Genomic DNA, 13,192 nt, shown 5'->3' with positions numbered 1-13,192 from the left:
GGGGTTTTCCCGTACCGACGCGGCGCGCCCGGAAAACTCATCGGTCAGGCCGGGACGAGCTCCGGCGTCGAAGCCGCGGCGTAGCGGCGCGCCAGCGTGGCGCAGACGATCAGCTGGATCTGGTGGAACAGCATCAGCGGCAGCACGATCAGCCCCACCTGCGCGTGCCCGAACAGGACGGTCGCCATCGGCAGGCCGCTGGCCAGGCTCTTCTTCGATCCGCAGAACACGATGGTGATCCGGTCGGCGCGGGCGAACCCGAGCAGGCGGGCGCCCCAGCCGGTCGCGGCCAGGACCGCCGCGAGCAGCGCGCCGCACACCAAAACGAGCACGAGCAGGTGCCCGACGTCGAGCCGGTGCCAGATGCCTTCGGTCATGCCCGCGCTGAACGCCGTGTAGACCACCAGCAGGATCGAACCGCGGTCGACCAGCTTCAGCGGCGCGGAGTGACGCTTGATCCAGCCGCCGATCCAGCGCCGCGCCAGCTGGCCGGCCACGAACGGTGCCAGCAGCTGCAGCACGATCCCGAGCACCGCCGAGCCGTCGACGCCCGCGCCGTCGCCGGCCAGCAGCAGGGCCACCAGCAGCGGGGTCAGCACGATGCCGGCCAGGTTGGACAGGGACGCGCTGCAGATGGCCGCCGCGACGTTGCCGCGGGCGATCGAGGTGAACGCGATCGACGACTGCACGGTCGAGGGCAGCACGGCCAGGAACAGCACGCCCGCAGCCAGCTGCGGCGGCAGCACCGACGCGGGGAGCAGGAACAGCGCCAGGCCGAGCAGCGGGAACAGGACGAACGTCGCGGCGAGCACCACCGCGTGCAGCCGCCAGTGCCGGAGCCCGTCCAGGGCCTCCTGGGTGGACAGCCGGGCGCCGTACAGGAAGAACAGCAGGCCGACGGCGAGGGTGGTGGCGGCGCCGAAGCCGCCGGCCACCGCGCCGGACGCGGGCAGCAGGGTGGCGACGCCGACGGTGGCGAGGATGGCGAGGACGAACGGGTCGAGGCGGGGCATGGATCTCCTTCCCCTCCCAGTTTCGGCCACCGCCCGCTCATTGTGAACCCCGATGACCGGACTGACTGTCATCGCGAATCGCGATAGAGTGCCGCCGTGCTGGACCCGCGCCTGTGCCGTTCGTTCCTCGCCGTCGCCGAGACGCGCAGCTTCACCGCGGCCGCGCGGCGGCTCGGGGTCGGCCAGCCGACCGTCAGCCAGCACGTCCGGCGGCTCGAGCGCGACGCGGGCGGGCTGCTGTTCGCCCGCGACACCCACACCGTCGAGCTGACCGCGCGCGGGCAGGCGATGCTCGGGTTCGCGCAGACGGTCGTCGACACCGAAGAACGCGCGCAGCGGCACTTCCGCGGCGCCGAGCTGCGCGGCCGCGTGCGGTTCGGCGTGTCCGAGGACTTCGCGCTCGGCGAGCTGCCCGAGATCCTGCACCGGCTGCGCCGCAGTCACCCGCTGGTCGACGTCGAGCTGACCGTCGAGCTGTCGGACGTCCTCGCCCAGCGGCTGCGCGCCGGCCAGCTCGACCTGGTGCTGGGCAAACGCCGGCCGGGCGCGCACCACGGCCGGCTGCTGTGGCGGGAGCCGCTGGTCTGGATCGGGTCGGCCGCCACCGTGCTGGAACCGGGGCAGCCGGTGCCGCTGGTGCAGTACCCGATGCCGTCGATCACGCGGCAGCTGGCGGTGGAGGTCCTCGAACGCGCGGGCCTCGAGTGGCGCGCGGCGTGCCAGACGTCGAGCCTCACCGGCCTGCGCGCCGCGGCGGCGGCCGGGCTGGGCGTCACCCTGCACGCGCGCAGCCTGGTCCCGGCCGACCTGATCGAGCTCGACGGCCTGCCCGAACCGGGCGACATCGAGTTCATGCTCCTCGCCCGCGAGGCGGTGGAAGGGCCGGCGGCGGCGCTGGCGGAGTTCGTCCTCGAACGCGTCCGGCGCGACCCCTAGTCCTCTTCGCCGGTGAGCAGCCGGCGCAGGCGGCCCAGCGCGCGGTGCTGGGCGACGCGGACCGCGCCCGGGGTCGAGCCCACGGCCGCCGCCGTCTCCTCCGCCGACAGACCGACCACCACCCGCAGCACCACGATCTCCCGCTGCTTCGCCGGCAGCACGTCCAGCAGCCGGGCCAGCCGCTCGTTCAGTTCGAACCGCAGCGCCCGCTGCTCCGGGCCGGCGGATTCGCTGACGCCGTCGGGCACCTCGGGCACCGGGTCGGCGCGGTTGCGGGCCGCCGCGCGGTGGGCGTCGGCGACCTTGTGCTGGGCGATGCCGTAGACGAAGGCCAGGAACGGGCGGCCCTGGTCGTGGTAGGACGGCAGCGCGGTGAGCACGGCCAGGCAGACCTCCTGGGCGACGTCGTCGGCCGAAGCGAACGACCGCTCGTGGCGGCCGACGCGCGCCCGGCAGTAGCGCACCACCAGCGGCCGGATGGTGGCGAGCAGGCGGGCGGTCGCGGCGTAGTCACCGGCGATCGCGGCGGCGACCGGCTCGTCGTGCCGCCGCCAGTGCGACGGGAACGCCTCGGGCGGCGCGGCCGCGGCGATCTCCCGGACGAGCGCCCGGCTGCGCACCCGCAGCAGGGTGCCCTCGACGTCGAGGCCGGCGCGCAGCGAGTCGTGCAGCGCGGCGTTGGACGCCCGCAGCAGCTCGGTGATCGCGCGATCCCCGTACTCGGTTGCCGGCATTTCGCTCACCTTTCCCTGTCCCGCTGGTCACCGTGCCGTGCGGCCCGGTGTCGCCGGAGTCGTTCCCGCACGTGGCGGAGGGTGGAACGGACGGTCGCGGGGGCGATCCGGAGCGCGTCCGCGATTTCGGCCGGCGTGAACCCGTCGAGCGACCACGCCAGCACCATCCGCTGCCGGCCGGGGAGGGAGGCGAGCAGGTCGATGAGCCCGGCGTGCTGCTCGACCAGCCCGGCCAGCTCCTCGTCGTCCTGCGGGTCGCCCGCCGGGGTCCAGTCCGCCCGGCCGCCGCCCGGGGCGTCGAGCAGCCGCCCGGCGACCCGGCGGACCCAGGCCCGCGGGTCCTCGAGGGTCGGCCACGCCTCCAGCGCGTGCAGCATCGCCTCGGCGGCGACGTCCCGTGCCGTCTCCGCTTCGAACCCGGCCTTGCAGAGGAAGGCGACGAGCTGCGGGAAGTCGGCGCGGAAGAACGCGTCGAACTCGTCGTGACCGTGCACGGACCCCTCACCACCCCTCGCCTCACAAGGACAGGTGCGCTGAGGTGCCGCCCACGTGTAACGATCCGATCAAGACTGCTCGGTAGGAGTAATGGACCGCGTTGCACCGGTGACGCGTCGTGACAGACCCGCCGTCCGCGAACGGTGGATTCCGGCCACGCGCACCCGGGTGCCCTCGCCGTGTTTGATCACCGCTCGACCGGAAACCCGTGCCGGACAACGCAAAACCAGGGGATCCGCAGCCGGTCGGCGGAGGAGCGCCCGGGCCCGGGCGTCGCCGATCGGGTGACGTGATCGACATCGAGATCCCGGGAAGAAGGGCGTACTCTCATGTGTTGCAGTCTTGGTTGCCCGGAGGGTGAGCCGGGGACCGAAGCCAAAACCCCCTTGACCCAGGCGGATACGCTCGCGCGTCCGCCGAAGTTAAGTCGGTTGACGCGCCCCAACAATGGGAAGCAGTAAGAGTTAGGAGGTGAACGAAGGAAATGGAAGCCACGATGACGGGCTGGGCGGAACTCGCGGCCTGCAAGGACGAGGACCCGGAACTGTTCTTCCCGATCTCCGAAGTCGGCCCCGGCGCCCGGCAGACCGCACAGGCGAAGGCCGTGTGCGCGCGCTGCCCGGTTCGCGCCGAATGCCTCGGCTACGCGCTCGACAACGGCCTGGACCACGGCGTCTTCGGCGGCACCACCGCGGACGAACGCCGGCGGCTGGTGCGCACCGCACCACAGCGGCACCGAGCGGCCTGACGTGCGGCCGGTGACCGCTTCCCGGCAGCCTCGAGCACAAACACAGAATCCGGAAGAAAATTCGTTCCGGTCGTGTGCGCGCCCGGGTGGGTGATTCCCCGTGGATCACCCACCCGGGCTTTTTCCGTGTTCACAGGCATGCGATTCGGTGCATCTTTCACGCCGGCCCGGCGGGCTCGTGCCACGTCTCCGGCAGGTCCCACGCGGCGGCCGTGGCCGACTCGAACGCGGCCATCGCCGTGATCAGCCCGTCTTCGATCGTGAGGAGGGTGATCCCGAACCAGCGGTGATCGTGCTCTCCCGGGCGACGCAGGTAGCTCGCCACGGCGGGCTGGCGGTTGGCGCGGACCGGCCGCATCCGGAACCGCCCGATGCAGTGCGGCGACGCGGGATCCATCGACAACGCCAGCGCCCGGACGATCGACGCGCGGTTGTCGAACCACAACGGCAACGGCGGCATGATCGCCTGGGCGTCCTCGCGCAGCAGCCGGGCCACCGCGGCCGGATCGCCGTCCTGGTACGCCGTGATGAACCGCTTCAGCAGCGCAGCTTCCTCGGCCGTCGGGTCGCCCGCCGTCCATTCGGTACGCCGCGCGGGCAACCGCTCACGCAACGTCGCCCGGGCCCGCTGGAGCGCGCTGTTCGCCGAGGCGACGCTGGTCTCCAGCAGCGACGCCGTTTCCTTCGCCGGCCACCCGAGCACGTCCCGCAGGATCAGCGTGGCCCGCTGCCGCGGCGGCAGGTACTGGACGGCGGCGAGGTAGGCCAGCTCGACGGTCTCCCGCTCGACCACGGCGTCGTCCGGGCCCGCGCCGTCGAGCAGCCGGTCCGGATAGGGCTCGAGCCACGGCAGGTCGGCGGCGGTGACCGGGCCGCCCGGCTCGCCGGCCGGGCCGAGCTGGTCGGGCAGCACGCGCCGCGGACGGCGGGCGAGGACGTCCAGGCAGGCGTTCGTGGCGATCCGGTAGAGCCACGTCCGCACGCTCGCCCGGCCTTCGAACGCGTCCTGGGCCTTCCACGCGCGCAGGAACGTCTCCTGGGTGAGGTCTTCGGCGTCGGCCAGCGACCCGAGCATCCGGTAGCAGTGCACCTGGATCTCGCGGCGGTGCCGTTCGACAAGCGCCTCGAAGTCGTGACCCACCCCGGCACGCTAGCGCACCGGGGCTGCCAGACTGCGACGATGAGCGGAACGGTGCTGGTGCTGGGCGGACGCAGCGAGATCGGGCTGGCCGTGGCGAAACGCCTGGTCAGCGGGGACGTGCGGCGGTTCGTGCTGGCCGCGCGGCCGGGCACGGATCTGACCGGGGAGGTCGCCGACCTGCGCGCCGCCGGTGCCGAAACGGTGGACACCGCCGAGTTCGACGCCGACGACCTCGGCGCGCACGCCACGTTCCTGGACAAGGTCGCGGCCGAGCACGGGCCGCTCGAAACCGTCGTGCTCGCCTTCGGCATCCTCGGCGACCAAGCTCGGGCGGAGCAGGACGCCGCGCACGCCGCCGCGATCGTGCACACCGACTACGTGGCCCAGGTCGGCGTGCTGACCCACGCCGCGAACCTGCTGCGCGCGCAGGGGCACGGCCGGCTCGTCGTGTTCTCGTCGGTGGCCGGGGTGCGCGTGCGCCGCGCGAACTACGTCTACGGCTCGGCCAAGGCCGGGCTCGACGGCTTCGCGAGCGGCCTCGCCGACGCGCTGCACGGTTCCGGCGTGCAGCTGCTGCTCGTCCGGCCCGGCTTCGTCATCGGCCGGATGACCGAAGGCATGACGCCGGCGCCGTTCTCCAGCACCCCGGACCAGGTGGCCGAAGCGACGGTCTCGGCGTTGCGCCGCGGCCGCGGGGTCGTCTGGGTGCCCGGGGTACTCCGTCCGGTCTTCTTCGCGATGCGCCTGCTGCCGCGCACGGTCTGGCGCCGGATGCCGCGCTGAGGCCATTGTGGCCGGTGCCACAGCACTTTCCCGTGCGCACTTCGGTACGGTGCGTGGCAAAACCGGCGGTCGCGCTCGGCCGTTCGGGCAGCGTCACAGCATTCCGACAACTTTCTCAGCTGATTCCCAGCTAACGCGGTGATCCTCGAAGGGGGGAACACCGGAGGAAGCAAGGGGAAGTGTCGTGCTGTTGTCGTCGCGGGGGCGCCGCATCGGCGGCCGGGTCGCGCTCGGCGTCGTCTCGACGGTGGTGCTCGGCGCCACCGGCTACCTGTGGACGCAGCTGAGCTCCCTGGACGCCGGCATCGTCACCGCCGACGTCATCCCGCCCGCCGCGCAGGTCGACAACGATGACACCCCACCCGGCGAACCGCTCAAGGTCGCCCAGAACATCCTGCTCGTCGGGATCGACGCGCGAACCGACACCTACGGCAACCCGTTGCCGCAGAACGTGCTCGACGCGCTGCACGCCGGAAGCGGCGACGACGGCGGCGACACCACCGACACCATGATCGTGGTGCACATCCCGGCGGGCGGCGCCGCGGCCACCGCGATCTCGATCCCGCGTGACTCCTATGTGGACATCGCGGGCGGGTACGGCAAGCACAAGATCAATTCGGCGTACAGCCGCGGCAAGAACGCCTCGATGTCCGGATTGCGCGCGCAGGGGCTGTCCGGCCCGCAGCTGGAGGTGGCGGCGAACGCGGCCGGCGCCAAGACGGCGATCCAGACCGTGGAGAAGTTCACCGGGCTGACGATCAACCACTACGCGGCGATCAACCTCGCCGGCTTCGACGCGCTTTCGCAGGCCGTCGGCGGCGTCGAGGTCTGCCTCAAGGCGCCGGTGCACGACAGCTACTCCGGCGCGGACTTCCCGGCCGGCCCGCAGACGCTGTCCGGCGCGCAGGCGCTCGCCTTCGTCCGGCAGCGCCACGGGCTGGCCAACGGCGACCTCGACCGCATCGCGCGGCAGCAGGCGTTCCTGTCCGGGATGGCGAAGAAGGTGCTGAGCGCGGGCACGTTCACCGACCCGTCGAAGCTGAGTTCGCTGGTCGGCGCGGTGCAGGGCTCGGTCGTGCTGGACCGGGGCTGGGACGTCCTGAGCTTCGCGCAGCAGCTGCGGGGGATGACCTCGGGCGCGATCGCGTTCGCCACCATCCCGGTGCAGAGCCTGTCGCTGCCGACGCCGTACGACGGCGACGCGGTGAAGGTCGACCCGGCCCAGGTCCAGCAGTTCGTCCGCACGGCGATCAGCACGCCGGCGGCCCAGGCCTCGGGCGACGACACGACCGGCGGCGTCAAGCCGGTCGCGGCCACCGGCACCACGACGCCGACGCCGGGCCGGGGCGCCACGGACACGAAGCAGCCGGCGACCAGTACGGCCGCCGGCTGCGTGAACTGAGTTCTCAGACGAACGCGCTCTGCCCGGTGATCGCCTTGCCGACGATCAGGGTGTTCATCTCGCGCGTGCCCTCGAAGGAGTAGATCGCCTCGGCGTCGGCGAAGAAGCGGGCGACGTCGTAGTCCAGCACGATCCCGTTGCCGCCGAAGATCTCGCGGCTCCAGGCGACGACCTCGCGCATCCGCGACGTGACGAACGCCTTCGCCAGCGACGAGTGCTCGTCCTGGAAGACCCCCGCGTCCTGCAGGCGGGCCAGCTGCACCAGCATGCCCCAGGAGGCGGTGATGTTGCCGAGGCTCTTCACGAGCAGGTCCTGCACCAGCTGGAAGCGGGCGATCGGGCGGCCGAACTGCTGCCGCTGCTTGGCGTAGTCGAGCGCGAGCTCGTAGGCGCCGACCATCACGCCCAGTGCCTGCCAGGCCACGCCGCCGCGGGTGGCGCGCAGGATCTCGGCGACGTCGCGGAAGGAGTTGATGCCCTGCAGGCGGTTCGCCTCCGGCACGCGGACGTCGGTCAGGGTGATTTCGGCGTTTTCGACGATCCGGAAGGCGGTCTTGCCCTGGATCTTCTCCGCCACGAAGCCCGGCGTGCCCTTCTCGACGACGAAGCCCTTGACGTGGTTGTCGTCGAGGTCGCGCGCCCACACCACGACGTAGTCGGCGAAGGTCGCGTTGCCGATCCACTTCTTGGCGCCGTTGAGGATCCAGCTGTCGCCGTCGCGCTTGGCGGTGGTGCGCATGCCGCCCGCGACGTCGGAACCACCGAGCGGTTCGGTCATCGCGAACGCGCCGATCTTGTCCATCGCGGCCATTTCGGGCAGCCAGCGGTCGCGCTGTTCCTGGCTCCCTCCACTGTAGATGGAGTACATCGCGAGTCCGTTGTGGACACCGAAGAAGGTCGCGACCGAAGCGTCGGTGCGGCTCATCTCCATCGCCATCATGCCGGTGAGCAGGTGGCTGACCGCCGCCTTGTGCTCGCCGTAGCCCTCGTAGGGCAGCCCGGCGAGGCCGGAGCCGCGGAACATCCCGATGAGTTCCTTCGGGAACGTCCCGGCTTCCCAGTTCTCGTTGACCAGCGGCTTGACGTCGTTGCGCATGAACTCCCGCGCCTGCACGAGCAGCTTGCGCTCCTCGTCCGGCAACAGGGCCTCGAAGTCGTAGAAGTCGGCGGTGAGCTTGTCCTTCAGCGGTTCCATTTCAGTTCTCCTCCAATGCGGTCAGGACGGCCAGCTGCTTGCGGTCGCGCGTCTCGGCGAGGTCCGAGTACGTGGAGGAGCCGTAAGCCTGTTCGACGGCTTCGATCAGCCGTTCCTGTTCTTCGGGGCTCTGGCTGGGGGTGCCCAGCCCGGCCCACATCTGTTTCATGGACTTGCCGATGTGCTCGGCCATGTGCCGGTAGCCGCCGGGGCCGCCGCCCAGGTGCGAGCCGAGGAACGGCCCGACGGTGGCCCAGCGGATGCCGAGCGAGTTCGTGATCACCCGGTCCAGGTCCTCCGGCGTCACGACGCCCTGCTCGACGAGGTAGATCGCCTCGCGGCTCAGCGCGTTCTGCAGGCGGTTGCCGACGAACCCCGGCATCTCCTTGCGCTCCACGACCGGCGTCCGGCCGAGGGCGGTATAGAACTCGACCGCCTGCGTCACCGACTCCTCGCTGGTCTGCTCGCCGGGGACGACCTCGACGAGCGGGATCAGGTGCGGCGGGTTGAACGGGTGTCCGATGAGGACCCGGCGGCCGTCGATCCCGCCGGTGAACGCCGTCGACGGGATGGCGCTGGACGAACTCAGCAGCAGCGCGTGCTGCGGTGCTTCGGCGACGAGCCGCTCGAAAAGGTCCTTTTTGAACTCGACGTTCTCGGGACCGTTCTCCTGCACGACATCCGCGTCCCGGACCGCGTCGGTGACGTTCCCGGCGACGTGCACGCGGCTCGCCAGCTCGTCGGCGGTGGTGCCGAGGTGCGGGGCGAACCGGGCCAGCGCCTGCGAGACGGCCTCGGCGAGGTCGGGCCGGGGGTCGGTGACCCGGACGGTCAGGCCGTGGTGGGCGAACAGCGCCGTCCAGGACAGGCCGATGGTGCCGGCACCGATGACTGCCGCGTTCTTCATGACTGCGCTCCCTTCAGGTAGTCGAAGACCGGCTTGACCGGAGCGAGCGTCAGGTCGGTGAGGATGTGGCTCGCGGAGACGACCTCCAGCACCGGCAGATCGGCCAGCGGGGCCAGGACGTGCTGGAACAGCTGCAGTCGCGCCGGGCCGGTGTGGGCCTGCTTGACCACGACGTCGGTGATCTCGGTGCGGACCAGTTCCTGGACGCGCGGGGCGCCGTCGTAGCCGGGGATGGTCTTGAGCATGAACGTCGGGACGGTGATCTGGCGTTCGGCCTCGCGCGTGTCCAGCTCGTGGTGCTTGTAGCCCATGGTCGCGGTGGCCACCCGCAGCGTTCCGTAGTCCAGGGTGCCCACGAGAACGCCGTTGTCGACATAGAGTTTCGGCGACCCGACGGTCTTGGGGTAGGCGCTGACTTCGCGCCCGGACGCCGTCGCCGGGAAGTTGTCGAGGTACATCGCGTGCAGGTACTCGCCGCGTTCGCCGTCGAAGCTGACCTCGATCGCCTGGCCGGACTCGGTGTACGGGCCGTAGCCGGAGACGTCGCCCATCTTCATGACTTCGAAGCGCACCAACGGTTCTTCGATCCGCAACGGCTCGGGGACGACCGCGCGCAGGGTGTCGGCGTCGGTGCGGTAGACGATGTTCAGGTACTCGCGGTCGGTGAACCGCGGGACCACGGGCGCGAACGCCGGGGCGGTCAGCGGGGTGGTCACGTGCCGCCGGACTTCTTCGATCTTCATTCGCCTGTCCACTTCGGAGCGCGGCGTTCGGCGAAGGCGGTCATGCCCTCGCGGACGTCCTTCGACTGCATCAGCTGCTGGATTTCTTCGCGTTGCGCGGCCCGGGGATCCGCGGCCCGCACGATCTTCTTGACGGCGGCGAGCGCGAGCGGCGCGTTCTCCGCCAGCTTCTCGGCGAGCTGGAGCGCGACCGCGGCGGCGTCACCGCTCGGCGTGACGCGGTTGACCAGGCCCAGCTCCCCGGCGCGGCGGCCGGTGACGGGCTCGCCGGTGAGCAGGAACTCCATCGCGAGGTGGTGCGGGATCCGCTGGGGCAGCCGGATGACGCCGCCGCCCGCGGCGATCAGGCCGCGCTTGACCTCGGGCAGGCCGAACCGGGCGTCTTCCGCGGCGACGATCAGGTCGCAGCCGAGGGCGAGTTCGAACCCGCCACCCATCGCGAACCCTTCGACCGCGGCGATCAGCGGCTTGGCCAGCTCGGCCTCGGTCAGGCCGCCGAACCCGCGGCCCGGGATTTCCGGCGACTCGCCTTTCAGCGCGGCCTTGAGGTCCATCCCGGCGCTGAAGGTGTTGTCGGCGCCGGTCAGGACGCCGGCGCGGAGGGTGGGGTCGCTCTCGAGGTCGTCGAGGGCGGCGGCCAGCTGGGTCGCGACGGCGGCGTTGACCGCGTTGCGGGCCTGCGGCCGGTCGATCGTGATCAGCAGGGTGCTGCCGATCCGCTCGGTGCGTACTTCGGTCATGATCTGCTTCTTTCAGAGTTCCGCGAGGACTTCGGCGGTGTCCTGGCCGGCCAGCGGGGCCAGGCGGCGGATCGAGCCGGGCGTCGCGGAGAACTTCACCGGGATGCCGACCGTGCGGATGGCACCCTCGCTCGGGTGCTCGACGGTGTCCAGCAGGTGGCCGTCGCGGACGTACGGGTCCTCGTGGGCGCGGTCCAGTTCGAGCACCGGCGCCATCGGGATGCTGTGCTTCGCGCAGACCTCGGCCCACTCCTCGGTGGTCAGCGCCGGGGCGCACTCGGCGATCCGCGCGCTCAGCCACTCGTTGTCGGCGCGGTCGATGGCGTCGCCGTTCACGCGCGGGTCCTCGGCGAGGTCGGGGCGCTCGGCGGCGGCGAAGAAGTCGCGGAAGTTCTTCGGGTTGTACGGGATGACGCAGGCGAGGCCGTCCTTGGTGCGGACCGCGGCGTGGCCCTTCGTCATCGACAGCGCGAACCCGGTGGGGCCCTCGGCCGGCTCGTAGGTGTGCCCGGCGAGGTGTTCGACCAGGTTGAACGCGAGCAGCGTGTCGGTCATCGGGATCTCGATCTGCTGGCCCTGCCCGGTCTTGTCGCGGTGGACCAGGGCGGCGAGCACGCTGTAGGCGATGGTCAGCGACGAGACCTTGTCGCCGATGATCGTCGGCAGGTAGACCGGCTCGCCCAGGGCCCGGTTGGCCACGTCGACCAGGCCGGAGGAGGCCTGCACGGTCTCGTCGTAGGCGGCGTTGCCGGCCTGCGGGGAGTTGCTGCGGAAGCCCTGCGCATGGGCGTAGACCAGGCGCGGGTTGCGCTCGGCGACGTCGGCGTAGTTCAGGCCGAGGCGGCTCAGCGCACCGGGGCGCATGTTGGTGATCAGCACGTCGGCGGTGTCGATCAGCTTGAGGGCCTGCTCGCGCTCGGTCTCGTCCTTGAGGTTGAGGGCCACGCTGCGCTTGTTCCGGTTGACGTTGAGGTTCAGCGCGGTCATGCCCGGCGTGGTGCGGTACTGGCCCACCCGCACGGTGTCCGCGGGGGACTCGATCTTGATCACGTCGGCGCCCAGGTCGCCGAGGATCTGGGCCGCGTACGGGCCCATCACCACGGTGGAGAGGTCGATCACGCGCACGCCGTCAAGCGGTCCGGTCGTCATGGTTCCGTCCTTTCGCGCCTTGCTTGTTTCGCTCTACTTACGAACGTAGGCGCGTCCGGCGTGAAAGGGAATGATCATGATGCGAACAATGGTATGACTCCGGTGGTCATACCATTGTTTCAGCTGCTGAGCGGCTCGGCGAAGATCTCTTTCGCGGCCTCGACGAGTTCGCGCAGGTCGCCGTCGGTGCGGTCGCGCCGCCAGAGCAGGCCGGTTTCCAGCTGGGGGCGGAAATCGGTGAACGGCAGCACGGTGACGTTGTCGAGCCGGTAGCCGTGCATCGGGCTCTTGTCGTCGAGCATGGAAATGGAGAAAGCCTCGCCGCTGGAAATGATTTCCGACGTCCCGCCGTAGCCGGTGTTGGTCAGCCGGATGCGTTTCTTCACGCCGAGTTCGCTGAGTTGGTGGTCGAGTTGGTCGAAATAGGCGGGGACGATTTCCCCTGGTGAGGCGACGTACGGGAATTCGGTCAGCTCGGCGAGGGAAACGGAGTCCCGCCCGGCGAACAGCTCGGCCGGCACGACGGCCCCGAGCCGTTCGGTCATCACGGGCAGCTGCTCCAGCGCGGGATCGGTGACCGGCAGCCGGGCGAGGGTGAGCGCGAGCTTGCCGTCGTGCACGCCCTGCACGAGGTCGGCGGTGGTGCCGGGCCAGCGCTTGAGCTCGTACGTGCCGCGTACCTGCTCGGCGAGGGTTTTGACGCGTTCCCGCAGGTCGGGGTGCACCCCGGCGGGCATGCCGAGGAAGACGGTGCTGCGCTGCGGCGTGGTCGCCTCCCGCAGCTTCCACGGAATGGCGCCGACCTGCTCGAGGACGTCCCGCGCGAGGGGCAGCAGCGCGGCCCCGGCGTCGGTGAGGGTGACGTGGTGGGTGCTGCGGTCGAACAGCTGCTGCCCGAGCTCGTGTTCGAGGTCCTTGATCCGCTGGCTGAGCGGAGACGCGGCCATGTGCAGCTTCCGCGCGGCCGCGGAGAAGTTCAGTTCCTCGGCGACCGCAACGAAGTAGCGCAGGTGCAGCATCTCCATCCCCCGACCCTAACGACCCGACCGTCCAGGCACGCGAACCGACCGCCCAGGTACGCGAACCGACCGCCCAGGTACGCGAGATGCCCCTCCAATCACACGAGATGCCCGTCCAGTCACACGAGATGCCCGTCCAATCACGTGAGTCCCGCGTGCCGGACCGGCGTGTTCGCGTACCTGGACG

General features: G+C 71.0%; 14 protein-coding genes. 4 read left to right on the top strand and 10 right to left on the bottom strand.

Annotated elements, in window-relative coordinates:
- Positions 1 to 44: 44 nt before the first annotated feature.
- The gene (locus ABZW17_RS10300; protein ID WP_354811728.1) at positions 45 to 1,013 is read right to left on the bottom strand and encodes a bile acid:sodium symporter family protein; all 969 of its coding nucleotides are present in this window, start codon (positions 1,011 to 1,013) and stop codon (positions 45 to 47) included.
- Between the two features lie 96 nt (positions 1,014 to 1,109).
- Between ABZW17_RS10300 and ABZW17_RS10295 the strand changes: the two genes are divergently transcribed.
- Complete coding sequence (locus ABZW17_RS10295; RefSeq protein ID WP_354811726.1) at positions 1,110 to 1,949, top strand: LysR substrate-binding domain-containing protein; 840 nt, start codon at positions 1,110 to 1,112, stop codon at positions 1,947 to 1,949.
- Here the strand turns inward: ABZW17_RS10295 and shbA are convergent.
- Positions 1,946 to 2,542, bottom strand: a complete 597-nt coding sequence (gene shbA, locus ABZW17_RS10290; protein ID WP_354812045.1) for an RNA polymerase sigma factor ShbA — start codon at positions 2,540 to 2,542, stop codon at positions 1,946 to 1,948. The two genes, ABZW17_RS10295 and shbA, sit on opposite strands and share 4 nt — an antisense overlap.
- Positions 2,543 to 2,688: 146 nt before the next feature.
- Positions 2,689 to 3,177 (bottom strand): sigma-70 family RNA polymerase sigma factor, encoded by a 489-nt coding sequence (locus ABZW17_RS10285; protein ID WP_354811724.1) that lies wholly within the window; start codon positions 3,175 to 3,177, stop codon positions 2,689 to 2,691.
- A 485-nt stretch (positions 3,178 to 3,662) separates the two neighbouring features.
- Here ABZW17_RS10285 and ABZW17_RS10280 point away from each other — a divergent pair, with 485 nt between their 5' ends.
- A complete protein-coding gene (locus ABZW17_RS10280) occupies positions 3,663 to 3,926 on the top strand; it encodes a WhiB family transcriptional regulator (protein ID WP_003056777.1) in 264 nt (87 codons plus the stop codon).
- Positions 3,927 to 4,083: 157 nt separating this feature from the next.
- Here ABZW17_RS10280 and ABZW17_RS10275 read toward each other — a convergent pair whose 3' ends face one another.
- A complete protein-coding gene (locus ABZW17_RS10275; protein WP_354811722.1) occupies positions 4,084 to 5,067 on the bottom strand; it encodes an RNA polymerase subunit sigma-70 in 984 nt (327 codons plus the stop codon).
- Positions 5,068 to 5,106: 39 nt separating this feature from the next.
- On the opposite strand from ABZW17_RS10275, the gene ABZW17_RS10270 reads away from it, so the two are divergent.
- Complete coding sequence (locus ABZW17_RS10270; protein ID WP_354811720.1) at positions 5,107 to 5,850, top strand: SDR family NAD(P)-dependent oxidoreductase; 744 nt, start codon at positions 5,107 to 5,109, stop codon at positions 5,848 to 5,850.
- A gap of 184 nt (positions 5,851 to 6,034) precedes the next feature.
- Positions 6,035 to 7,252 carry an LCP family protein gene (locus ABZW17_RS10265; protein ID WP_354811718.1) on the top strand — a complete coding sequence of 406 codons (1,218 nt, stop codon included), beginning with the start codon at positions 6,035 to 6,037 and terminating at the stop codon, positions 7,250 to 7,252.
- A 4-nt stretch (positions 7,253 to 7,256) separates the two neighbouring features.
- Here ABZW17_RS10265 and ABZW17_RS10260 read toward each other — a convergent pair whose 3' ends face one another.
- From ABZW17_RS10260 to ABZW17_RS10235, 6 genes are all read right to left on the bottom strand, one after another.
- Complete coding sequence (locus tag ABZW17_RS10260) at positions 7,257 to 8,447, bottom strand: acyl-CoA dehydrogenase family protein (protein ID WP_354811716.1); 1,191 nt, start codon at positions 8,445 to 8,447, stop codon at positions 7,257 to 7,259.
- Position 8,448: 1 nt separating this feature from the next.
- On the bottom strand, positions 8,449 to 9,354 hold the full coding sequence (locus ABZW17_RS10255; RefSeq protein ID WP_354811714.1) for a 3-hydroxyacyl-CoA dehydrogenase NAD-binding domain-containing protein: 906 nt from the start codon (positions 9,352 to 9,354) through the stop codon (positions 8,449 to 8,451).
- Positions 9,351 to 10,097, bottom strand: a complete 747-nt coding sequence (locus ABZW17_RS10250; RefSeq protein WP_354811712.1) for an acetoacetate decarboxylase — start codon at positions 10,095 to 10,097, stop codon at positions 9,351 to 9,353. The genes ABZW17_RS10255 and ABZW17_RS10250 overlap by 4 nt, the downstream gene beginning before the upstream one ends.
- The gene (locus ABZW17_RS10245) at positions 10,094 to 10,837 is read right to left on the bottom strand and encodes a crotonase/enoyl-CoA hydratase family protein (RefSeq protein ID WP_354811710.1); all 744 of its coding nucleotides are present in this window, start codon (positions 10,835 to 10,837) and stop codon (positions 10,094 to 10,096) included. Before ABZW17_RS10245 ends, ABZW17_RS10250 begins: the two co-directional genes overlap by 4 nt.
- A 12-nt stretch (positions 10,838 to 10,849) precedes the next feature.
- A complete protein-coding gene (locus ABZW17_RS10240) occupies positions 10,850 to 11,986 on the bottom strand; it encodes a CoA transferase (RefSeq protein ID WP_354811708.1) in 1,137 nt (378 codons plus the stop codon).
- 119 nt (positions 11,987 to 12,105) lie between these two features.
- Positions 12,106 to 13,011, bottom strand: a complete 906-nt coding sequence (locus tag ABZW17_RS10235) for a LysR family transcriptional regulator (protein ID WP_354811706.1) — start codon at positions 13,009 to 13,011, stop codon at positions 12,106 to 12,108.
- Between the last annotated feature and the right edge of the window lie 181 nt (positions 13,012 to 13,192).

Source organism: Amycolatopsis sp. NPDC004625 (genome assembly GCF_040609695.1).
Lineage (GTDB): Bacteria > Actinomycetota > Actinomycetes > Mycobacteriales > Pseudonocardiaceae > Amycolatopsis.
Note: the sequence above shows the minus strand (reverse complement) of the source record. Positions and strands in the feature narration are given on the sequence as shown.